The organism is Cellulomonas edaphi (genome assembly GCF_030362815.1).
Lineage (GTDB): Bacteria > Actinomycetota > Actinomycetes > Actinomycetales > Cellulomonadaceae > Cellulomonas > Cellulomonas edaphi.
Genome location: NZ_JAUCGR010000004.1, coordinates 360,034 through 380,958 on the forward strand (window position 1 = coordinate 360,034; position 20,925 = coordinate 380,958).

The following is a 20,925-nucleotide window of genomic DNA, read 5'->3' on the forward strand; positions in this document are numbered from 1 at the left end:
CCACGGGTCGGCGGCGGCCAGCACCGGCCGCCGCCGACCGCGGACTCACCCGACCCGCAGGGGTCCCACCCACGTCACGACTCAGAAGGACGGACACCACTGATGGCGAACTACTCGCTCGCAGACATCAAGGCGCTGCGCGAGAAGACCGGCGCAGGCATGCTCGACGTCAAGAAGGCGCTCGAGGAGGCGGAGGGCGACGCCGACAAGGCGCTCGAGATCATCCGCGTCAAGGGCCTCAAGGGCGTGGGCAAGCGCGAGGGCCGTGCGGCCTCGGACGGCCTCGTCGCCGCCCACGTCGCCCCGACCGCGGACGGCGAGGGCCAGTCCGGCGTGCTCGTCGAGGTCAACTCGGAGACGGACTTCGTCGCCAAGAGCCCGAACTTCATCGCTCTCGCCGATCGCGTCCTGGCTGCCGCCGTCGAGACGGGCGCCCGCGACGCGGACGCGCTCGTCAGCGCGGAGTACGAGGGCTCGACCGTGCAGGGCTTCGTCGACGAGACGGCCGCCACCCTGGGTGAGCGCGTCGTCGTCCGCCGCCTGGCCCGCGTGGCCGGCGAGCACGTCGAGGTCTACCTGCACAAGGTCAACAAGGACCTGCCCCCGCAGGTCGGCGTCCTCGTGGCGACCGACGCGGCCGGTGCCGGCGTGGCTCGCGACATCGCGACCCACATCGCCGCGTACTCGCCGTCGTACCTGACGCGCGACGAGGTCTCCGCCGAGACGGTCGAGAACGAGCGCAAGATCGCCGAGGAGACCGCGCGTAACGAGGGCAAGCCCGAGGCCGCGCTCCCGAAGATCGTCGAGGGTCGCCTCAACGGCTTCTTCAAGGAGAACGTGCTGCTCGACCAGGCGTTCGCCAAGGACCCGAAGAAGACGGTCGGCCAGGTGCTCACCGAGGCGGGTGGCTCGCTGACGGGCTTCGTGCGCTTCCGCGTGGGAGCCTGACACCCAGCACCATCCGGTGGCCCCGGCCCGCACGGGTCGGGGCCACCGGCGCAGGTTGCCGTCCGACGCGCAGCCACCCAGCCGATCGCAGGACGACCCCAGGAGGAACGCGTGAGCGAGCAGCCCACCGGCCAGACGACCGAGACGTCCCCGCGGCGGGTGCTGCTCAAGCTCTCCGGCGAGACCTTCGGCGGCGGTGACGTGGGCCTCGCGGTCGACGTCGTCCGGCGCGTGGCCGCGGAGATCGCCGTCGCCGTCCGCGACGGTGTCCAGGTCGCGATCGTCGTCGGCGGGGGCAACTTCTTCCGCGGCGCCCAGCTGTCCCAGAGCGGCCTGGACCGGGCCCGTGCGGACTACATGGGCATGCTCGGCACCGTGATGAACTGCCTCGCGCTGCAGGACTTCCTGGAGCAGGCCGGGGTGAGCACGCGCGTCCAGACCGCGATCGCCATGGGCCAGGTCGCCGAGCCGTACATCCCGCTGCGTGCCATCCGGCACCTCGAGAAGGGTCGCGTCGTGATCTTCGGCGCGGGCGCCGGCATGCCGTACTTCTCGACCGACACCGTGAGCGTGCAGCGCGCCCTCGAGACGCACTGCGACGAGGTGCTCATGGGCAAGAACGGCGTCGACGGCGTCTACACCGCGGACCCGCGCAAGGACCCGGGCGCGGTCAAGCTCGACCACCTCACCTACACCGACGCCCTGGTCGGCGACCTGGCCGTGATGGACGCCACCGCGCTGTCCCTCTGCCGGGACAACGACGTCGTGATGCGGGTCTTCGGACTCGAGGACGAGGGCAATGTCACGCGGGCCCTGCAGGGTGAGAAGATCGGGACGCTGGTCACCGCGGGCTGACGCAGCCCGCGAACCGCGCACCCGCGAGAACGCGGGACCCACGCGCACCACCACCGACACGAACGAGACGGAGCACCTGGTGATCGACGACACCCTCCTCGAGGCCGAGGAGAAGATGGACAAGGCCGTCGAGGTCGCCAAGGACGACTTCGCGACCATCCGCACGGGCCGTGCCAACGCCGCGATGTTCTCGAAGATCTTCGTCGACTACTACGGCAGCCCGACGCCGCTGCAGCAGCTCGCGTCCTTCAACGTGACCGAGGCGCGCACCATCCTCATCTCGCCCTTCGACAAGTCGGCCAGCGCCGGCATCGAGAAGGCGCTGCGCGAGTCGGACCTGGGCGTGAACCCCACCAACGACGGCAACGTGATCCGCGTGGTGCTCCCGGCCCTGACCCAGGACCGCCGCAAGGACTTCGTCAAGCTCGCCAAGAACAAGGCGGAGGACGCGCGCATCTCGGTGCGCAGCGTGCGACGCCGTGCCAAGGAGGAGCTCGACCGCATCGTCAAGGACGGCGAAGCAGGGGAGGACGAGGTGGGCCGGGCGGAGAAGGAGCTCGAGGCGCTCACCAAGAAGCACGTGGAGCTCATCGACCACCTGCTGGCGTCCAAGGAGAGCGAGCTGCTCGAGGTCTGATGACGGAGCTCGCTGCCCCCCGGACGTCCCGCACGGGTCGTGACCTGCCGGTCGCGATCGCGGTCGGGCTCGGCATCCTCGCCGTCGTCGTCGCCTCCCTGTTCATCTACAAGGAGGTCTTCGCCGGCTTCGCCGTGCTCGTCGTGTGCGCGGCGCTGTGGGAGCTGGCCCAGGCCTTCACGCGCCGGGGGATCCACCTGCCGCTGCTGCCCCTGCTGGTGGGCGCCGTCGGCATCATGGTCTCGGCCTACACGGCGGGACCCGAGGCGCTCTTCGTCGCGTTCATGCTCACGGTCGGCGGCGTGGTCATCTGGCGCGTGCTGGACGGCAGCGGCGAGCCCGCACTGCGGGACGCGACCGCGGGCACGTTCGCCGCGGCCTACCTGCCGTTCCTCGGCGGCTTCGTCATGCTCATGCTCGCCGAGACCGACGGTCCGGCGCGCGTGCTGGTCTTCATCCTGCTGTGCGTCGCGAACGACACCGGCGGGTACACGGTCGGCGTGCTGTTCGGCCGGCACCCGCTCGCGCCCTCGGTGAGCCCCAAGAAGTCCTGGGAGGGCCTGGTCGGCTCGGTCGTGCTGGCGTGCGTGGTCGGCGTGGTGGGCATGCAGATCGCGTTCGACGGCAACGCCCTCGTGGGTGTGTTCCTCGGGCTCGCCACCGTCGTGACCGCCACCCTGGGCGACCTCTGCGAGTCCATGCTCAAGCGCGACCTCGAGCTCAAGGACATGGGCTCGCTCGTGCCGGGGCACGGGGGCATCCTCGACCGGCTCGACTCCCTCGTGCTGACCGCACCGGCCGTCTACCTCATCTTCGCGCTGCTCCAGCCCGCGTGAGCGCGCTTCACACCGCACAACGTCTCAGAAGGGGGTGCCCATGACCGGGACACCCGTCCGCCTCGACCTGTCCTCCCCGTCCCGAGGCCCCCGCGGCAAGCCGCCGCAGCACTTCGTCGACCTCACGCCCGAGGAGCGCGTGGCCGCCGTCACCGGCCTGGGGGAGAAGGCCTTCCGGGCCAAGCAGCTCGCGACGCACTACTTCACGCACCTCTCGTCGGACCCGTCGACCATGACGGACCTGCCCAAGGCGTCGCGCGACGTGCTGACCGAGAAGCTGTTCCCGCCGCTGCTGACCAAGGCCCGCACGATGACGGCCGACGGCGGGACCACCGTGAAGTACCTGTGGCACCTGTTCGACGGCGCCAAGGTCGAGTCGGTGCTGATGCGCTACGCCAGCCGCACCACCCTGTGCATCTCGAGCCAGGCCGGCTGCGGGCTCGCGTGCTCGTTCTGCGCGACCGGCCAGATGGGCCTGACGCGCAACCTGTCGACCGCCGAGATCGTCGAGCAGGTCCGCGAGGCCGCGCGCGAGCTGGCCGCCGGCGAGATCCCGGGCGGCCCCGCCCGGCTGTCGAACGTCGTGTTCATGGGCATGGGCGAGCCGCTCGCCAACTACAAGTCGATCATGGCCACGGTGCGCACCCTGGTGGCCCCCGCGCCGGACGGCCTGGGCATGTCGGCACGCAACGTCACGGTCTCCACCGTCGGCATGGTCCCGGCCATGCGCAAGCTCGCCGACGAGGGCATCCCGGTGACCCTCGCCCTGTCGCTGCACGCACCGGACGACGAGCTGCGCAGCGAGCTCGTGCCGGTGAACACGCGCTGGGACGTGGACGAGGCGCTCGACGCCGCGCACCACTACTTCGAGGTGACCGGCCGGCGTGTGTCCATCGAGTACGCCCTGATCCGGGACATCAACGACCACGCGTGGCGTGCGGACCTCCTGGGCGAGAAGCTCAACGCCCGCGGCAAGGGCTGGGTGCACTGCAACCCCATCCCGCTCAACCCGACGCCGGGCTCGAAGTGGACGGCGAGCGATCCCCGTGTCGAGGCGGAGTTCGTGGCACGCTTGCGGGCGCACGGCATCCCGACCACCATCCGGGACACGCGCGGTAGCGAGATCGACGGAGCCTGCGGCCAGCTCGCGGCGGAGGAGGACGAGTGAGCGACGGGATGTTCCGCACCGCGTCGGGGCTGCGCAGCGGCTACGACCCCGACGAGGTCGACGACTTCTTCGAGCACGCCCGGGCCATGTACGAGCAGGGCCCCGCGGGCGCCCTCTCCGCCAAGGACGTGCGGGCGGTCGCCTTCGACGTGGTGCGCGGCGGGTACGTCACGGCGGCCGTCGACGCTGCCCTCGACCGGCTCGAGGCGGCCTTCGTCGCGCGGGCCCGGGCCGAGTACGTCGCACAGCACGGCCAGCAGGCGTGGCTGACCAAGCTCGGTGAGCAGGCCCGCACCCTGTACGGGCGGCTCGGGCGGCCCGACGGCGACCGGTTCGCGCCCCCCGAGGGCCGTGAGCAGGGCTACGAGCCGGCCGACGTCGACGCGCTGTGCCACCGCCTCGTGGCGTACTTCGACAAGGGCGCCCCGCTGTCCGCGAGCGAGGTCAGGGCCGCGACGTTCCGCGCGCGCAAGGGGCACCACGCGTACGGCGAGCCCGCGGTCGACGCGTTCTTCGCGCGTGCCGTCGAGGTGCTGCTCGGCGTCGAGTAGGGCCGATGAACCGGCGCACCGTCACTCTCCTCGGGTCCACCGGGTCGATCGGCACGCAGGCCGTCGACGTCATCGTGCGCAACCCGGACCGGTTCGACGTGGTCGGGCTGAGCGCGGGCGGCGGCGACGTCGCACTGCTCGCCCGCCAGGTGACCGACCTGGGCGTCGGGGTCGTCGCTGTCGCGGACCCGCGCGCGGAGGCGCCACTGCGGGAGCTGCTGGCCGGGCGGGACGTCGAGGTGCTCGTCGGGCCGCAGGCGTCGACCGAGCTCGCCGGGCGCGGCGCCGACGTCGTGCTCAACGGCGTCACGGGCTCGGTGGGGCTGGGGCCCACGCTCGCGGCGCTCGGCGCGGGCAGCACGCTCGCCCTGGCCAACAAGGAGTCGCTCGTGGTGGGCGGCGCGCTGGTCCAGGCCGCGCGCCGACGTCCGGAGCAGATCGTCCCCGTGGACTCGGAGCACTCAGCGATCGCGCAGTCGCTCCGGGGCGGGAGCCGGTCCGAGGTGCGCCGGCTCGTCCTCACGGCCTCGGGCGGACCCTTTCGCGGGCGCACGCTCGACGAGGTCAAGGCCGTCAGCCCGGAGCAGGCGCTGGCGCACCCCACCTGGTCCATGGGACCCGTGGTCACCATCAACTCGGCGACGCTGATGAACAAGGGCCTCGAGCTGATCGAGGCACACCTGCTGTTCGACGTGCCCACCGACGACATCACCGTGGTGGTGCACCCGCAGTCGGTGGTGCACTCGATGGTCGAGTTCGTCGACGGCTCGACGATCGCGCAGGCGTCCCCGCCGGACATGCGGCTGCCCATCGCGCTCGGGCTCTCCTGGCCCGACCGGGTGGCAGGTGCCGCCCCGGGGTGCGACTGGAGCACGGCCATCTCGTGGACGTTCGAACCGCTCGACGAGGAGGTCTTCGGCGCGGTGCGGCTCGCCCGCGCGGCCGTCGCCGCCTCCGCCACCCACCCGGCCGTCTACAACGCGGCCAACGAGGAGTGCGTGGCCGCCTTCCTCGACGGACGCATCGGCTTCCTCGACATCGTGTCGACGGTCGAGCGCGTGCTCGACGAGCACGCCGGCACCGCCGCCGGGCACCTTACGCTCGAGGCCGTCCTGGCCGCGGAGGTGTGGGCCCGGAGCCGCGCCCACGAGGTGCTCGCGCGCCGCTGAGCCGCACGGGACGGCGCAGGGACTTCCTCAGTCCAACGGGAAGCGGTCGAGAACGGCGAGCGCGGCGCGACTGGTGCGCCCGGCCGCCTCGGCGTCGTCCGCGCGCTCCGCGGCCCGCAGGGCGACGCTCATCGCCGCCCCGCCCCACACGGGCCAGTCGGGGGATCGGTGACCCACCCAGGGCAGGTCGGTCAGGGGCGACTCGACGCCGGTCACCAGGTCGGCCAGCGTCCGCCCGGCGAGGTTCGACGCCGCGACGCCTGAGGACGCGAAGCCGCTCGCGTCTCCCCGCCCGGTCGCGGCGTCGAGCGTGACCGACGGCAGGCCGTCCCGCGCGACGCCGAGGTGGCCCGACCACCGCACGGCCACCGGCGCGGTCACCGGCCCGGTCACCGCCGGGAACAGCGAGGCGAGCGCCCGGTCGAGCCGCGCGGCGCTGCCCGTGCCCGTGAGCACCAGCCTGCCGTCGGTGGTCCGGCGGGCGGAGACCGGCAGGCGGGCGGCGTCGCGCAACACCACACCGGGCTCGAGCCCGATCTCGGCCCACGTGGCCGCGTCCAGGGGCGGGGTCGCGAGGCCGTGCGTCGGGACCGCCGCGAGCGTCCGGCCGGTCTCGAGCCCGGGCGCCGTCGCCTCCACGGCGGTCAGCACGTGGGCTGCACGGACCGTGCCGCGGTCGGTCACGACGGCGCGGGGCGACGCGCGCAGCGCCGTGGTGCGCTCGGCGACCCGAGCGCCGCGGGCCAGCAGCACGTCGAGCAGCCCGCGCACCAGCCGGGCCGGATCGACGACGGCGCAGTCGGGCGTCCACGCACCCGCCGTGACCCCGGGCACCAGGGCGCGCTCCGCGACGCCGGCCGGGTCCAGCGCCTGCCACTCGTCGCCCCACGCGGGTGCCGTCGCCACGAGCTCGCCGATCCGCTCCACCTGCGCAGCGCCGCGCGCCACGCGGAGCTCGCCGCCGAACGTGAAACCGCACTCCACCTGCTCGAGCGCGAGGGCGCCGCCCACCTCGACCACCGCGTCACGCATCGCGGCCCGCAGCTCGAGCGCCGCGGCACGGCCGTAGGCGAGCGCGACCCGCTCCGGGCTCACGGGCAGCTCGGCGGAGCACGCGCCGATGCCCCGGCTGCTCACGCCGTCACCGACCTCGCCGGCCTCGACCACCAGGACGTCGAGCGCGGCGTCCGCGTCGAGCAGGTAGTAGGCGGTCCACAGCCCCGTGAGGCCGCCCCCCACGATCACGACGTCGGCGGTGGTGTCCCCGTCGAGCGGATCGCACGGGCGACGGTCGGCGAGCTGCGCGGACCACACAGACGTCATGCCTGGGACGCTAGTCCGTGGGGCGCGGCCCGGCCCGCACGCACCGCGCCGGGCGCGCCGCACGGGCGACTGCCAGCGGATTCCCAGACAATGGCGGCAGGATGGCCCGGCGCGTACCGCCGACGCGCCCCGAGTCGTATGGAGAAGTGATGACCTACCTGGCCGGCGTGCTCGTCTTCGTCGTGGTCCTGCTGCTGTCGATCGGGCTGCACGAGATCGGGCACATGGTCCCCGCCAAGCGCTTCGGCGTGCGGGTGAGCCAGTACATGGTGGGCTTCGGGCCGACGCTCTGGTCGCGGACCAAGGGCGAGACCGAGTACGGCCTCAAGGCCATCCCGCTCGGTGGGTACGTCCGCCTCGTGGGGATGTACGCGCCCGACGAGGCCGTCGGCAGCCCGCCCGCCGACACGTGGTACCGCCGCCTCGCACGTGATGCCCGGCGCGCCAGCGCCGAGGAGATCCACCCGGGCGAGGACGCGCGCGCCTTCTACCACCTCTCGACGCCCAAGAAGGTGACGGTGATGCTCGGCGGCCCGGTGATGAACCTGGTCATCGCGTTCGTCCTGCTGGGCATCGTGGCCGTCGGCTTCGGCACCCCGACGAACACGCCGACCGTCTCGACCGTGTCGCAGTGCGTGATCCCCGCCGACGCAGCGCCGGACCGCGAGTGCCTCCCGACCGACCCCGCCGCGCCGGGTGCCGCGGCCGGGCTGCTGCCGGGCGACACGGTCGTCAGCTACGACGGCGTCGCGATCACGTCGTGGAACCAGCTGACGACGGCGATCCGGGCGACCGGCGACGACCCCACGCCCATCGTGGTGGAGCGCGACGGCACGCGGGTGGCGCTCACGGTCACGCCCGTGGTCGCCCAGCGTCCCGTGGTCGACAAGAACGGCCTGCCGGTGAAGGACGCCGCCGGGAACCCGAAGACCGCGGCGGTCGGCTTCCTCGGCATCTCGCCCACCGAGGTCATGGAGCGCCGCTCGCCGCTCGCCGTGCCGGGCATCGTCGCGGACACCACCTGGCAGACGATCTCGGTGGTCGGCACGCTGCCCGGACGCGTGGTGGACCTCGCGCAGACCACCTTCAGCAACGAGGAGCGGGACGCGAACAGCCTCGTCGGCGTGGTGGGGATCGGCCGGTTTGCGGGCGAGATCGCCTCGGCCGACGACGTGACCGAGGGCATCAAGGCGTCGTCGCTGCTCACGATCCTCGCGGTGCTCAACATCTCCTTGTTCGTCTTCAACCTCATCCCGCTCCCGCCGCTGGACGGCGGTCACGTCGCCGCCGCGCTGTGGGAGGGGGCACACCGGCAGGTCGCTCGCGTGCGGGGCCGGGCGCGGCCGGGGCCGTCCGACTCGGCCAAGCTGGTGCCCATCGCCTACGCCGTGTTCGTGGTGCTCGGGGCCGTCGGCCTCCTGCTCGTCTACGCCGACCTGTTCAACCCGATCGTCATCTGATCGCGACCCGCTGGCACCCCGCGTCGCTAGGCTCGGGGCATGTCGGAGCTCAGCGACTACCTGGAGGGCCTGCCCGCGGGCCGGCGCGAGGCGATCGAGCGGGTCTACGCGCGAGCGCGGGCGCTGGTGCCGGAGGCCGAGGACGGCGTCGGGTACGGCATGCCGGCGGTGCGCTACCGGGGCTCGCCGCTCCTGTCGGTGATGTCGGCCAAGGGTCACATCGGCCTCTACCCGTTCAGCCCTCCGGCGCTCGACACCGTCCGCGACGAGCTCGCCGAGTTCTCGCTGGCCAAGGGCACCGTGCGGTTCTCAGAGGACCGTCCCGTGCCCGACGACGTGCTCGACCGGCTGGTCCTGGCACGCCGGGACGAGATCGACGCACGCTAGCGGGCGCGCCCACGGGTGAGGTTGCGTGGGGATGTCGTGAGCACGGCCACGACCGGCGGGTAACCGCCCGTCGCGGTGCGATGATGGGCGCGTGAGCATCCCGATCAGCCTCGGCATGCCGGAGGCCCCCGCACCCGTGCTGGCCCCGCGTCGCCGCACCCGCAAGATCCGCGTCGGCAAGGTCGAGGTGGGCGGCGACGCCCCGGTGAGCGTGCAGTCGATGTGCACGACGAAGACGACCGACATCAACGCGACGCTGCAGCAGATCGCCGCGCTGACCGCGGCCGGGTGCGACATCGTGCGCGTGGCCGTCCCCACCGAGGACGACGCGGACGCCCTGCCGGCGATCGCGCGCAAGTCGCAGATCCCGGTGATCGCGGACATCCACTTCCAGCCCAAGTACGTGTTCAAGGCGATCGACGCCGGGTGCGCGGCCGTCCGGGTGAACCCCGGCAACATCCGCAAGTTCGACGACCAGGTGGGCGCGATCGCCCAGGCCGCCAGGGACGCCGGCGTCAGCCTGCGCATCGGCGTCAACGCGGGGTCGCTCGACCCGCGTCTGCTCGCGAAGTACGGCAAGGCGACGCCCGAGGCGCTCGTCGAGTCGGCGGTGTGGGAGGCCTCGCTGTTCGAGGAGCACGACTTTCACGACTTCAAGATCTCCGTGAAGCACAACGACCCGGTGGTCATGGTCCGCGCCTACGAGCTGCTCTCCGAGCGCGGCGACTGGCCGCTGCACCTGGGCGTCACCGAGGCCGGTCCCGCGTTCCAGGGCACCATCAAGTCGGCGACGGCCTTCGGCGCGCTGCTCAGCAAGGGCATCGGCGACACCATCCGCGTCTCCCTCTCGGCTCCGCCGGTCGAGGAGGTCAAGGTCGGCATCCAGATCCTCCAGTCGCTCAACCTGCGCCCGCGCAAGCTCGAGATCGTCTCGTGCCCGTCCTGCGGCCGCGCCCAGGTGGACGTCTACACGCTGGCCGAGAAGGTCACGGCCGGCCTCGAGGGCATGGAGGTGCCGCTGCGCGTCGCCGTCATGGGCTGCGTCGTCAACGGCCCCGGAGAGGCGCGCGAGGCGGATCTGGGCGTGGCGTCGGGCAACGGCAAGGGTCAGATCTTCGTCCGCGGCGAGGTCATCAAGACCGTCCCCGAGGCGATGATCGTCGAGACGCTGATCGAGGAGGCGATGCGCCTCGCCGACGAGATGGACCCCGTCGAGTCCGGCGAGGGCGCCCCGGTCGTGACCGTCGGCTGACATCGTGCCGCGTCGGCGCACGTAGGGATGTGACCTGGTGCACAATCGGGCCATGGCACTACGTCGCGCGACGGCGCTCGACGAGCGGACCGGGGGGCGCGTTCTCGACGACGCGGACCTCGCATCCGCCCTCGCGGTGTGTGCCCTGGACCCGGTCGGCTCGGTGCTGGCGACCGCGCGGCTCGAGCACGCCGTCGACGTGGGCATCCGCCGCGCGGGCGGCGAGCTGTGGGGGTACGAGAAGGACGGGCGGCTCGAGGGCATCTGCTGGGCGGGCGCCAACATGGTGCCGGTGGCTCCCGCGGTGAGCGACGCCGATCCCGACCGGGCGATCGAGGCCTTCGCTGCGATGGCGCGGCGGCAGGGTCGCCGCTGCTCGTCGCTGGTGGGTCCTGCGTACGCGGTGCTCGGCCTGTGGGGGCGGCTGCGCCCCTCCTGGCCGGGCGCGCGCGAGGTGCGCGACGACCAGCCGTCCATGGTGATCGACGGTCCTCCTCTGGTCGCCGCCGACCCCGACGTGCGCCGCTCGCGGCTCGACGAGCTCGTCGACGTGCTGCCCGCGTGCGTACGGATGTTCACCGAGGAGGTCGGCTACTCCCCGGCGAGCGGTCCGGGAGGTCCGTACGAGACCCGCGTGCGCGGCCTGGTCACCCAGGGCCGCTCGTTCGTGCGGATGTCCGACGACCCGCGTGCGCGCGTGATGTTCAAGGCAGAGCTCGGTGCCGTGGCCGGCGGGGTCGCGCAGGTCCAGGGCGTCTGGGTGGCGCCCGAGCACCGCGGGCGCGGGCTCTCGGAGCGGGGCATGGCGGCCGTGGTCGAGGCGGCGCGCGCCGACGTCGCGCCCCTGATCTCGCTGTACGTGAACTCCTACAACGCGCGGGCCATCGCCGCGTACCGCCGCGTCGGGTTCCGCCAGGTCGGCTCGTACGCCACCGTGCTGTTCTGACGGCCTTCTGCCGACGCCCGCGAGCTCAGCGCAGCAGGCGGGACATGCGGCGGTCGGCCAGCGGCTTGCCGCCGGTCTGGCAGGTGGGGCAGTACTGGAGCGAAGAGTCCGCGAACGACACCTCGTGGACCGTGTCGCCGCACGGCGTGCCGTCCCAGCCGGGGCACGGCTCGCCCGCGCGGCCGTGCACGCGCATGCTGCGCCGCTTGGTGTCCTTGAGCTCTGCGGCCGGGCGTCCCGCCGCGGCCTCGACGGCACCCGTGAGCACGTCGCGGACCGCCGCGTACAACGTCGCCGTCTTGGCCTCGTCGAAGGACCTGGTCATGGCGAACGGCGACATGCGCGCGGCGTGCAGGATCTCGTCGGAGTAGGCGTTGCCGATGCCCGCGATGGTGCCCTGGTCGCGCAGCAGCCCCTTGATCTGCTGGTTCTTGGCCGCGAGCAGCTCCGCGAGGCGCTGCTGGGTGAACTCCTCGGACAGCGGCTCGACGCCCAGCGTGGCGATCTGCGGCACCTCCTCGGGCTCGAAGACGACGTGCACCGCGAGCCTCTTGCGCGTGCCCGCCTCGGTGAGGTCGAAGCCCGAGTCGTCGTCGAGGCGCAGGCGCAGCGCGATCGGGGACTTGCCGGGCCGGACCGGCGTCGTGGTGAGCTTCTCCGACCAGCGGACCCAGCCGGCGCGCGACAGGTGCCAGATCAGGTGCAGCGGCTCCCCGGTGGGCGTCGCGACCATGAGGTCGAGCCACTTGCCGTGCCGGGTCACGTCGACCACCGTCCCGCCGACCAGGTCGTCGGGGGAGGGGCGGAAGGTCTTGAGCGCGCTGATCGCGCCGATGCTGACGGCGGTCACGGTGTGGTCCGCGGCACGCTCGCGCAGGAACCCAGCGAGCGCCTCGACCTCGGGAAGCTCGGGCACCGCCCCATCGTGGCGCACAGGACCGACAGGTGCATCCAGTTCGGGCGGCGCCCGCGCAACAACTAGGCTCTCGCCCATGCTCCTGCGCCTGTCCACGCTGTTCGTCCGTACGCTGCGCGAGGATCCCGTCGACGCCGAGGTCGCCAGCCATCGGCTGCTCGTGCGTGCGGGGTACATCCGGCGCGCGGCCCCCGGCATCTACACCTGGCTCCCGCTGGGACTCAAGGTGCTCGCCAAGGTCGAGGCCGTGGTCCGCGAGGAGATGGAGGCCGCCGGCGCCCAGGAGGTCCACTTCCCGGCGCTGCTGCCCAAGGAGCCCTACGAGGCGACGGGGCGGTGGACGGAGTACGGCCCCAACATCTTCAGGCTCAAGGACCGCAAGGGTGGCGACTACCTGCTCGCGCCCACGCACGAGGAGCTGTTCACGCTCCTGGTCAAGGACCTGTACTCGTCGTACAAGGACCTGCCGCTGACGCTGTTCCAGATCCAGACGAAGTACCGCGACGAGGCACGCCCGCGCGCGGGCCTCATCCGTGGGCGCGAGTTCGTCATGAAGGACGCGTACTCGTTCGACGTCGACGACGCAGGTCTCGACGCGAGCTACCAGGTCCAGCGCGACGCGTACCGCCGGATCTTCGACCGCCTCGGGCTCGAGTACGTCATCGTCGCCGCGACGTCGGGCGCGATGGGCGGCTCGCGCTCGGAGGAGTTCCTCACCCCGACGGCGATCGGCGAGGACACGTTCGTGCGCTCGGCCGGCGGGTACGCGGCCAACGTCGAGGCCGTCACCACCGTGGTCCCCGACCCCGTGCCGTACGACGACGCCCCCCAGGCCCACGTCGAGGACACGCCCGACACGCCCACGATCGACTCGCTCGTCGCCTTGGCGAACGAGCGCTTCCCGCGTCCGGACCGCGCGTGGACCGCAGCGGACACGCTCAAGAACGTCGTGGTCACGCTCGTCTCGCCCGCGGGGGAGCGCGAGCTGCTTGTGATCGGGCTGCCGGGCGACCGTGAGGTCGACCTGAAGCGGCTCGAGGCCGCCGTCGCTCCCGCGGAGGTGGAGACCGCGGGCGAGGCCGACTTCGCCGCGCGGCCCGAGCTCGTGCGCGGGTACATCGGCCCGTCGGTGCTCGGACCCAACGGGCCCGAGGGCTCCGTGCGCTACCTCCTCGACCCCCGCGTGGTCCCGGGCACCCGGTGGATCACCGGCGCCAACGAGCCCGGCCGGCACGTGTTCGACCTCGTGGCGGGCCGCGACTTCACGGCCGACGGCACGGTCGAGGCCGCCGAGGTGCGGGCCGGTGACCCGGCCCCGGACGGCTCGGGACCGCTCGAGCTCGCGCGCGGCATCGAGATCGGCCACATCTTCGCCCTGGGACGCAAGTACGCCGCCGCGCTCGGGCTCACGGTGCTGGACCAGAACGGCAAGGCGCAGGTCGTCACGATGGGCTCGTACGGCATCGGCGTGACGCGTGTGCTCGCGGCCCTGGCCGAGGCCAACCACGACGAGCGCGGGCTGGCCTGGCCCGCGCACGTGGCGCCCGCGCAGGTGCACGTCGTGGCGACCGGCAAGGACGAGGCGGTGTTCGAGGCTGCCGAGTCGATCGCCCAGACGCTCCACTCGCGGGGCATCGAGGTCCTCTACGACGACCGCCCGAAGGTCTCGCCCGGAGTGAAGTTCGCCGACGCCGAGCTGCTGGGCGTGCCGCTCGTGGTCGTCGTCGGGCGCGGTCTGGCCGAGGGCGTCGTCGAGGTCCGCCCGCGCGTGGGCGGCACCCCCGAGCAGGTGGCCGTCGCCGAGGCGGCCGACCGGGTCGCCGAGCTGGTCGACTCGCTGCGCTGAGCGGGTCGGCTCGCTGCGCTGAGCGGGTCCGCTCGCTAGCCCTCGGCCCGCTCGGGTAGTCCGGGGAACGCGACCGGTGCCGCGCCCCAGGGCCGGGCGGCGCTCGTCGCCGCGCGCAGGCCGTCGACGAACGTCGCGCGCTCGCCCGCGGGGGTGCGGCCCACCAGCGTCGCGTTGGCCTCGGCGACCGCGGACTCGAGCGAGACCGCGAGCCTGCGCGCCGTCGCCGTCGACCCGAGGCCGTCCGGCACGTCGTACGCCACGCGGCGCGGGTCGTCGGCGCTCTGCGCGGTCCCCGCGACGACTGCCCACCGCTGGGCCTGGTCCCGGTGCGCGGCGGCAGCGGCGCGCGCCTTGTCCCGGACAGCGCCCGGCTGCTTCGCGGCGATCACCTCGTACGCGTAGCCCGCCTGGTCGTGCGCGACGACCAGCGCGGCCAGGTCCTCGGCTGCCGGCCCGGGCGCGGGGTCGCTCGCGGCAGGGCTGGGTACCGGCTCGCTCGCGCGCACCGGCTGGACGGCCGGGGACCTCACGCCCGTGGCGCGTGCCAACCGGCGGGTGAGCTGCTCGCGGGCCGTGCCGATCGAGGCGACGAGCCGCGCGAGGTCGGCGTCGTCGGTGCTGTCGGCGTCGATCAGCGCCGTCCGCGTGGCGTCAGCGAGCTCGGCCAGCACGTCGGCGGGCTCGGCGACGACGGGCGCCGGCGTGGCCGTGGGGGAGGGCGACAGGCCCGAGTCGTATGCCGGGCCCAGCTGGAGGGCGTGCTGCTCGGAGAAGTCCGCGACGTCGTCGAGCACGGCCGCCACCGTGGCAGGGGGCGCGGTGGCGAGCGCGGCACGGGCCGCGTCCTCGAGGGCTGCCGCGTCGGCCAGGGTGCGCGCGCGCACCTGCTCGACGGCTCCGGGCGACGGCTCCACCTGCGGGGGACCTTCGAGGCGGACGGAGCACGCGCCCAGCAGCGCGACGGCGAGCGCGGCGGCCGTGATCCTCGCCACGTGCCGGACGGCGCGTGCGGGCGGCCGCAGGCGGTCGTCGTGCGGGAACGGGCTCGTCCGGAGCAGGCTCATCGCCGCAGATCCTGCCACGCGCCGACGGGAGGCAGCCGCGGGCGCGCGCGGACTCGTTAGGCTGGACCGACAACATCACAGGGTCGAGCGACCCGCGGGACCAGAACGGAGGCCGGTCATGGCCGCAGCCGCTGGCGCAGAGCGGATCCGCGAGGTTCTCGAACCCGTCGTCGCCGCCCAGGGTCTGGTGCTCGACGACGTCGAGATCCACCGGGCGGGAGCCCGCTCGACGGTGGTCGTCTCGCTCGACGTCCCTGAGGACGACGACGCCGACCTCGACCTCGACCGCGTGTCCGATGCGACGCGCGCCGTCTCCGACGCGCTCGACGCCGCCGACGTCGTCGCGGGGCACTACACGCTCGAGGTCGGCAGCCGCGGGGTCGCACGCCCGCTCACGCAGCGCCGCCACTTCGCGCGCGCCGTGGGCAGGTCGGTGCGCCTCGCCCTGGCCGACGGGTCGGTCGTCGCGGGCCGGCTGACCGACGTCGAGGACGCCGTCGTCGTCGTCGTGCCGGTCACCCCCGGGCTCAAGGGGCGGCGCCCCACGGTCGGCGAGCCGCGGACGGTCGCACTGGCCGACGTGCGCGATGCGCGCGTCGAGGTAGACCTCACGGGGCTGGGTCCCGTGGACGACGAGGCCGGCGTCGACGCCGGACAGGAGAGCTGACATGGACATCGACATGCAGGCACTGCGGTCGCTCGAGCACGAACGCGAGATCAGCCTGGACGTGCTGGTATCCGCGATCGAGCAGGCGCTGCTGTCCGCGTACCACCGCACGCCTTACGCCCACCAGCGCGCCCGGGTGGAGGTGGACCGCAAGTCCGGCCACGTCACGGTGTGGGCTCGCGAGCCCATGACGTTCGACGAGGACGGCGTCGCCACCGGCGTCGAGGAGCCCGAGTTCGACGACACCCCCGACGGCTTCGGCCGCATCGCCACCGCCACCGCACGGCAGGTCATCGTCCAGCGGCTGCGCGACGCCGAGGACGACCAGGTGCTCGGCAGCTTCCGCGGCAAGGAGGGCGAGGTCCTGGGTGGCGTCATCCAGCAGGGCCGCGACCCGCGCACCGTGCTCATCGACGTCGGCGGGGTCGAGGCCGTGCTGCCGGCGCACGAGCAGGTGCCGGGCGAGGAGTACGTGCACGGCGAGCGCATCCGCGGCTACGTCCTCGACGTGGCGCGCGGTCAGCGGGGCCCCCAGGTGACGATGTCCCGCTCGCACCCCGGCCTGGTGCGCAAGCTGTTCGCCCTGGAGGTCCCCGAGGTCGCCGACGGCACCGTCGAGATCACCGCCATGGCCCGCGAGGCGGGTCACCGCACCAAGATGTCCGTGCGGTCGACCGTCGCCGGCGTGAACGCGAAGGGCGCGTGCATCGGCCCCATGGGTGGCCGCGTGCGCGCCGTCATGGCCGAGCTGCACGGCGAGAAGATCGACATCGTCGACCACTCCGACGACCCCGCCGAGATGATCGCGCACGCGCTGTCACCGGCGCGCGTGGTGTCGGTGACGGTGGTCGACCCCGAGGCGCGCGCCGCCCGCGTGGTCGTGCCCGACTACCAGCTCTCCCTCGCCATCGGCAAGGAGGGCCAGAACGCGCGGCTGGCCGCCAAGCTCACGGGCTGGCGCATCGACATCCGCTCGGACGCTGAGGTCCCGGGGGCTGGGTCGGAGCGTGAAGGTCACGCTGAGTGACTCCACGCGGTAGACTCTCCGAGGCTGGGCACCAGGCCCGGCTCCCCTCGAGCGAGCAACGACCGCGCAGCGGTCCCGTTCGCACGTGCGTGGGGTGCCGCGCTCCTGGTTCCCGATCCGCCCTGCTGAGGGTGGTCGTCGTGCAGGACCAGCTGGTCGTGGACGTCGCCCGCTCGATGCCGGGCAGGGGTGCGTGGCTGCACCCCGACCCTGGATGTCTCGAGCTCGCGACGCGTCGGCGTGCGTTCGGGCGTGCCCTGCGTCATGCGGGTCCGCTCGACACCGCACCGATCAGCGCAGAGCTCGAGAGCGATCTCCAGGGACACAACGACGCCGGGTGAAGCCCGACGTCGACCGTCGACAAGGGAAGCGGGTCTGGAAGCCGATGGCTACCCGATGAGCACGCACCGATGAGCTACCAGCGATGAGTACCTCGCACTAACGACGGTCCGGCCCTGTCCGGGCGGACCGAGACAGGGAGAGATGTGGCTAAGGTCCGCGTCTACGAGCTCGCCAAAGAGCTCGGGGTTGACAGCAAGAAGATCATGACGACGCTCACCGAGATGGGTGAGTTCGTCCGCTCGGCGTCCTCGACGATCGAGCCCCCCGTCGTGCGCAAGCTGCGCGACACGTTCCCGGCCGGCAGCGGAGCACCCGCTCCGGCCCCCAAGGCTGCCGCGCGTCCCGCGCCGGCTGCTCCTGCTCCTGCCGCCCCGGCACCGGCCGCCCCCGCGGCGGCAGCGCCCGCTCCGGCGGCTCCGGCCCCGGCGGCCGCCCCCGCGGCGCCCGCCCCGGCCGCCCGGCCCGCAGCCCCGGCGCCCGCCCCGGCCGCCGCTCCGGCTCCCGCAGCCGCCGCGGCGCCGACCGCTGCGCGCCCCGGAGCTCCCCGCCCCGCCGCTGCGCGTCCGGGCAACAACCCGTTCGCCCCGTCGCAGGGCATGCCCCGCCAGGGCGAGCGCCCCGGCGCCGGCCGCACCGGTGGCGGTCCGCGTCCGGGCAACAACCCGTTCGCCCCGTCGCAGGGCATGCCCCGCCCGGGCGAGCGTCGCAACGCGCCCGAGACGGCTGCCCCCGCCGCGCAGGCGGGCGAGCGCCCCGGCGGTCCCCGTCCCGGTGGCCCCCGCCCCGGCGGCCCGCGCCCCAGCCCCGGCATGATGCCGGGCCGCACCACCAGTGGTGTCGGGCGTCCCGGTGAGCGTCCCGCGGCCGGTGGCCGCGGCGGCGGTGCCGGCGGCGCGCGTGGCGGCTTCGCCGGTCGTCCCGGTGGCGGTGGCGGTGCGCCCGGCGGCGCTCCCGGTGGCGGCGGCTTCGCCGGTCGTCCCGGTGGCGGCGGTGGTCGTCCCGGCGGTGCCGGTCGCGGCTCGACGCAGGGCGCGTTCGGTCGCGCCGGTGGTCGTCCTGTGCGCGGACGGAAGTCGAAGCGTGCGAAGCGCCAGGAGTTCGAGCAGATGCAGGCGCCGTCGCTCGGCGGCGTGCAGGTGCCCCGTGGCAACGGCTCGACCGTGGTCCGGCTGCGCCAGGGCTCGTCGCTGAACGACTTCGCCGACAAGATCGACGCGAACCCCGCCTCGCTCGTCACGGTGCTGTTCCACCTCGGTGAGATGGCGACGGCGACGCAGTCGCTCGACGAGGACACGTTCGGCACGCTCGCCCAGGAGCTGGGCTACGTCATCGAGATGGTCTCGGCCGAGGAGGAGGACCGCGAGCTGCTCGGGGCCTTCGACATCGACCTGGACGCCGAGCTGGAGGCCGAGGGCGACGACGAGCTGCAGGCCCGTCCGCCGGTCGTGACCGTCATGGGCCACGTCGACCACGGAAAGACCAAGCTGCTCGACGCCATCCGGTCCACGGACGTCGTCGCCGGCGAGGCCGGTGGGATCACGCAGCACATCGGTGCCTACCAGGTCACCAAGGTGCACGAGGGCAACGAGCGCGCGATCACCTTCATCGACACCCCGGGTCACGAGGCGTTCACCGCCATGCGTGCGCGTGGTGCGCAGGTCACGGACATCGCGATCCTCGTGGTCGCGGCCGACGACGGCGTGATGCCCCAGACCATCGAGGCGCTGAACCACGCCCAGGCGGCCGGTGTGCCGATCGTGGTCGCGGTGAACAAGGTGGACAAGGAGGGGGCCAACCCCGACAAGATCCGCCAGCAGCTCACCGAGTACAACCTCGTGGCCGAGGAGTACGGCGGCGACACCATGTTCGTCAACGTCTCCGCGAAGCAGAACATGGGCATCGACCAGCTGCTCGAGGCCGTCCTGCTGACCGCGGACGCGGCGCTCGACCTGCGGGCCAACCCGGACAAGGGTGCTCGCGGTGTCGCCATCGAGGCGAACCTCGACAAGGGCCGCGGTGCCGTCGCGACCGTGCTGGTCCAGTCCGGCACGCTGCACGTCGGTGACGCGATCGTGGCGGGCACGGCCTACGGCCGCGTGCGCGCCATGTTCGACGAGCACGGCGAGCCGCTCACCGAGGCGGGTCCGTCGCGTCCCGTCCAGGTGCTGGGTCTCGCGTCGGTGCCGAGCGCCGGTGACACGCTGCTGGTGGCCTCCGAGGAGCGCACCGCGCGGCAGATCGCCGAGAAGCGCGAGGCGGCCGAGCGTGCTGCCCTCCTGGCCAAGCGCCGCAAGCGTGTCAGCCTCGAGGACTTCACCCAGGCGCTCGCGCAGGGCAAGGTCGAGACGCTCAACCTCGTCCTCAAGGGCGACGTGTCCGGTGCCGTCGAGGCGCTCGAGGACGCGCTGCTCAAGATCGACGTGGGCGAGGAGGTCGACCTGCGCGTCATCCACCGCGGTGTGGGTGCCATCACGCAGAACGACGTCAACCTGGCGACGGTCGACTCGGCCATCATCATCGGCTTCAACGTCAAGTACGCCGAGCGGGTCGAGGCACTGGCGGACCGCGAGGGCGTCGACGTGCGCTTCTACTCGGTCATCTACCAGGCGATCGACGACGTCGAGGCGGCTCTCAAGGGCATGCTCAAGCCGGAGTACGAGGAGGCCCAGCTGGGCACGGCGGAGATCCGCGAGATCTTCCGTTCCTCGAAGTTCGGCAACATCGCCGGCTCGATCGTCCGTTCGGGCGAGATCCGTCGCAATACCAAGGCCCGCGTCCTGCGCGGCGGCAAGATCATCGGGGACAACCTCACGATCGAGTCGCTCAAGCGCTTCAAGGACGACGCGACCGAGGTCCGCGAGGGCTACGAGTGCGGTATCGGCCTCGGGTCGTTCAACGACCTGCAGCCTGAGGACATCATCGAGACCTGGGAGCTGCGCGAGAAGCCTCGCTCCTGATCTCCGCGTGATCGACCGCAGGGCGGGCGAGGGATCGCCCTCGCCCGCCCTGCGGCGTCCACCCCGACGCCTCCGGTGCCGAGACCACGCGGTGCCCGACCAAGAAAGGTCTCTCCATGGCTGACACGGGCCGCGCCCGCAAGCTCTCCGAGCGCATCCAGCAGGTCGTCGCGCAGATGCTCGACACCCGCATCAAGGACCCCCGCCTGGGGTTCGTCACCGTCACCGACGTGCGGGTCACGGGTGACCTCCAGCACGCCGACATCTTCTACACCGTCCTCGGCGACGACGAGGCGCGGGCCGGCACGGCAGCGGCTCTCGAGTCGGCCAAGGGCGTGATCCGCTCCGAGGTGGGCAAGCAGACGGGCATCCGGCTGACGCCCACGCTGGCGTTCTTCCCGGACGCTCTGCCGGACACGGCCGCGCACCTCGACGCCGCACTGCTCGAGGCGGCGCGTCGCGACCGCGAGGTGGCCGCGCTGGCCGCCGAGGCGACGTTCGCGGGCGAGGCGGACCCGTACCGGCACCCCGACGAGGCCGACGAGCCCGACGAGGCCTGAGCACCGCGTGA

At 73.1% G+C, this 20,925-nt stretch carries 20 protein-coding genes; 17 read left to right on the plus strand and 3 right to left on the minus strand.

Annotation, left to right across the window (positions count from 1 at the left end; all coding sequences use genetic code 11):
* Nucleotides 1–102: 102 nt before the first annotated feature.
* From tsf to dxr, 7 genes are all read left to right on the plus strand, one after another.
* Nucleotides 103–948: a translation elongation factor Ts gene (gene tsf / locus QRT05_RS15310; protein ID WP_289448205.1), complete on the plus strand. Its 846-nt coding sequence runs from the start codon at nucleotides 103–105 to the stop codon at nucleotides 946–948.
* Nucleotides 949–1,059: 111 nt separating this feature from the next.
* Nucleotides 1,060–1,803, plus strand: a complete 744-nt coding sequence (gene pyrH / locus QRT05_RS15315; RefSeq protein ID WP_289448206.1) for a UMP kinase — start codon at nucleotides 1,060–1,062, stop codon at nucleotides 1,801–1,803.
* Nucleotides 1,804–1,882: 79 nt separating this feature from the next.
* A complete protein-coding gene (gene frr, locus QRT05_RS15320; protein ID WP_289448207.1) occupies nucleotides 1,883–2,440 on the plus strand; it encodes a ribosome recycling factor in 558 nt (185 codons plus the stop codon).
* On the plus strand, nucleotides 2,440–3,276 hold the full coding sequence (locus QRT05_RS15325; protein WP_289448208.1) for a phosphatidate cytidylyltransferase: 837 nt from the start codon (nucleotides 2,440–2,442) through the stop codon (nucleotides 3,274–3,276). The genes frr and QRT05_RS15325 overlap by 1 nt, the downstream gene beginning before the upstream one ends.
* Before the next feature lie 40 nt (nucleotides 3,277–3,316).
* Nucleotides 3,317–4,444 carry a 23S rRNA (adenine(2503)-C(2))-methyltransferase RlmN gene (gene rlmN / locus QRT05_RS15330; protein WP_289448209.1) on the plus strand — a complete coding sequence of 376 codons (1,128 nt, stop codon included), beginning with the start codon at nucleotides 3,317–3,319 and terminating at the stop codon, nucleotides 4,442–4,444.
* Nucleotides 4,441–4,995, plus strand: coding sequence for a DivIVA domain-containing protein (locus tag QRT05_RS15335; RefSeq protein ID WP_289448210.1), 555 nt, complete (start codon nucleotides 4,441–4,443; stop codon nucleotides 4,993–4,995). Before rlmN ends, QRT05_RS15335 begins: the two co-directional genes overlap by 4 nt.
* Nucleotides 4,996–5,000: 5 nt before the next feature.
* On the plus strand, nucleotides 5,001–6,164 hold the full coding sequence (gene dxr / locus QRT05_RS15340) for a 1-deoxy-D-xylulose-5-phosphate reductoisomerase (protein WP_289448211.1): 1,164 nt from the start codon (nucleotides 5,001–5,003) through the stop codon (nucleotides 6,162–6,164).
* Between the two features lie 27 nt (nucleotides 6,165–6,191).
* Here the strand turns inward: dxr and QRT05_RS15345 are convergent, their stop codons facing one another.
* Nucleotides 6,192–7,487, minus strand: a complete 1,296-nt coding sequence (locus QRT05_RS15345; RefSeq protein WP_289448212.1) for an NAD(P)/FAD-dependent oxidoreductase — start codon at nucleotides 7,485–7,487, stop codon at nucleotides 6,192–6,194.
* 149 nt (nucleotides 7,488–7,636) lie between these two features.
* Between QRT05_RS15345 and QRT05_RS15350 the strand changes: the two genes are divergently transcribed.
* The 4 genes from QRT05_RS15350 to QRT05_RS15365 all read left to right on the plus strand — a co-directional run bounded on the left by QRT05_RS15350 (nucleotide 7,637) and on the right by QRT05_RS15365 (nucleotide 11,532).
* Nucleotides 7,637–8,947, plus strand: coding sequence for a M50 family metallopeptidase (locus tag QRT05_RS15350; RefSeq protein ID WP_289448213.1), 1,311 nt, complete (start codon nucleotides 7,637–7,639; stop codon nucleotides 8,945–8,947).
* A gap of 39 nt (nucleotides 8,948–8,986) precedes the next feature.
* A complete protein-coding gene (locus tag QRT05_RS15355) occupies nucleotides 8,987–9,334 on the plus strand; it encodes an iron chaperone (RefSeq protein ID WP_289448214.1) in 348 nt (115 codons plus the stop codon).
* 115 nt (nucleotides 9,335–9,449) lie between these two features.
* Nucleotides 9,450–10,586, plus strand: coding sequence for a flavodoxin-dependent (E)-4-hydroxy-3-methylbut-2-enyl-diphosphate synthase (ispG, locus tag QRT05_RS15360; RefSeq protein WP_289448256.1), 1,137 nt, complete (start codon nucleotides 9,450–9,452; stop codon nucleotides 10,584–10,586).
* Between the two features lie 52 nt (nucleotides 10,587–10,638).
* A complete protein-coding gene (locus QRT05_RS15365) occupies nucleotides 10,639–11,532 on the plus strand; it encodes a GNAT family N-acetyltransferase (RefSeq protein ID WP_289448215.1) in 894 nt (297 codons plus the stop codon).
* Nucleotides 11,533–11,557: 25 nt separating this feature from the next.
* Here the strand turns inward: QRT05_RS15365 and QRT05_RS15370 are convergent, their stop codons facing one another.
* Entirely contained in the window at nucleotides 11,558–12,448 is an 891-nt protein-coding gene (locus tag QRT05_RS15370) for an Fpg/Nei family DNA glycosylase (RefSeq protein ID WP_289448216.1), read from the minus strand.
* Nucleotides 12,449–12,524: 76 nt separating this feature from the next.
* Between QRT05_RS15370 and QRT05_RS15375 the strand changes: the two genes are divergently transcribed.
* Nucleotides 12,525–14,294 (plus strand): proline--tRNA ligase, encoded by a 1,770-nt coding sequence (locus QRT05_RS15375; protein ID WP_289448217.1) that lies wholly within the window; start codon nucleotides 12,525–12,527, stop codon nucleotides 14,292–14,294.
* 35 nt (nucleotides 14,295–14,329) lie between these two features.
* Here QRT05_RS15375 and QRT05_RS15380 read toward each other — a convergent pair whose 3' ends face one another.
* A complete protein-coding gene (locus QRT05_RS15380) occupies nucleotides 14,330–15,361 on the minus strand; it encodes a DUF4439 domain-containing protein (RefSeq protein ID WP_289448218.1) in 1,032 nt (343 codons plus the stop codon).
* 118 nt (nucleotides 15,362–15,479) lie between these two features.
* Here QRT05_RS15380 and QRT05_RS15385 point away from each other — a divergent pair, with 118 nt between their 5' ends.
* The 5 genes from QRT05_RS15385 (at nucleotide 15,480) to rbfA (ending at nucleotide 20,914) form a co-directional block, all read left to right on the plus strand.
* A complete protein-coding gene (locus QRT05_RS15385; RefSeq protein WP_289448219.1) occupies nucleotides 15,480–16,028 on the plus strand; it encodes an LSm family protein in 549 nt (182 codons plus the stop codon).
* A gap of 1 nt (nucleotide 16,029) precedes the next feature.
* The gene (gene nusA / locus QRT05_RS15390; protein WP_289448220.1) at nucleotides 16,030–17,055 is read left to right on the plus strand and encodes a transcription termination factor NusA; all 1,026 of its coding nucleotides are present in this window, start codon (nucleotides 16,030–16,032) and stop codon (nucleotides 17,053–17,055) included.
* A gap of 140 nt (nucleotides 17,056–17,195) precedes the next feature.
* Nucleotides 17,196–17,396 carry a YlxR family protein gene (locus QRT05_RS15395; RefSeq protein WP_407650366.1) on the plus strand — a complete coding sequence of 67 codons (201 nt, stop codon included), beginning with the start codon at nucleotides 17,196–17,198 and terminating at the stop codon, nucleotides 17,394–17,396.
* 144 nt (nucleotides 17,397–17,540) lie between these two features.
* A complete protein-coding gene (gene infB, locus QRT05_RS15400; protein WP_289448222.1) occupies nucleotides 17,541–20,354 on the plus strand; it encodes a translation initiation factor IF-2 in 2,814 nt (937 codons plus the stop codon).
* A 116-nt stretch (nucleotides 20,355–20,470) separates the two neighbouring features.
* Entirely contained in the window at nucleotides 20,471–20,914 is a 444-nt protein-coding gene (rbfA, locus tag QRT05_RS15405; RefSeq protein WP_289448223.1) for a 30S ribosome-binding factor RbfA, read from the plus strand.
* The last annotated feature ends 11 nt before the right edge of the window (nucleotides 20,915–20,925 follow it).

Bases quoted from the DNA above. Each gene is read 5' to 3' on its own strand.
- QRT05_RS15355 (WP_289448214.1), top strand. From the start codon at position 8,987: ATGTCGGAGCTCAGCGACTACCTGGAGGGCCTGCCCGCGGGCCGGCGC.
- QRT05_RS15325 (WP_289448208.1), top strand. From the start codon at position 2,440: ATGACGGAGCTCGCTGCCCCCCGGACGTCCCGCACGGGTCGTGACCTG.
- dxr (WP_289448211.1), top strand. From the start codon at position 5,001: ATGAACCGGCGCACCGTCACTCTCCTCGGGTCCACCGGGTCGATCGGC.
- ispG (WP_289448256.1), top strand. From the start codon at position 9,450: ATGCCGGAGGCCCCCGCACCCGTGCTGGCCCCGCGTCGCCGCACCCGC.
- nusA (WP_289448220.1), top strand. From the start codon at position 16,030: ATGGACATCGACATGCAGGCACTGCGGTCGCTCGAGCACGAACGCGAG.
- QRT05_RS15365 (WP_289448215.1), top strand. From the start codon at position 10,639: ATGGCACTACGTCGCGCGACGGCGCTCGACGAGCGGACCGGGGGGCGC.
- QRT05_RS15375 (WP_289448217.1), top strand. From the start codon at position 12,525: ATGCTCCTGCGCCTGTCCACGCTGTTCGTCCGTACGCTGCGCGAGGAT.
- QRT05_RS15385 (WP_289448219.1), top strand. From the start codon at position 15,480: ATGGCCGCAGCCGCTGGCGCAGAGCGGATCCGCGAGGTTCTCGAACCC.
- rbfA (WP_289448223.1), top strand. From the start codon at position 20,471: ATGGCTGACACGGGCCGCGCCCGCAAGCTCTCCGAGCGCATCCAGCAG.
- QRT05_RS15345 (WP_289448212.1), bottom strand. From the start codon at position 7,487: ATGACGTCTGTGTGGTCCGCGCAGCTCGCCGACCGTCGCCCGTGCGAT.
- QRT05_RS15380 (WP_289448218.1), bottom strand. From the start codon at position 15,361: ATGAGCCTGCTCCGGACGAGCCCGTTCCCGCACGACGACCGCCTGCGG.
- rlmN (WP_289448209.1), top strand. From the start codon at position 3,317: ATGACCGGGACACCCGTCCGCCTCGACCTGTCCTCCCCGTCCCGAGGC.
- tsf (WP_289448205.1), top strand. From the start codon at position 103: ATGGCGAACTACTCGCTCGCAGACATCAAGGCGCTGCGCGAGAAGACC.
- QRT05_RS15350 (WP_289448213.1), top strand. From the start codon at position 7,637: ATGACCTACCTGGCCGGCGTGCTCGTCTTCGTCGTGGTCCTGCTGCTG.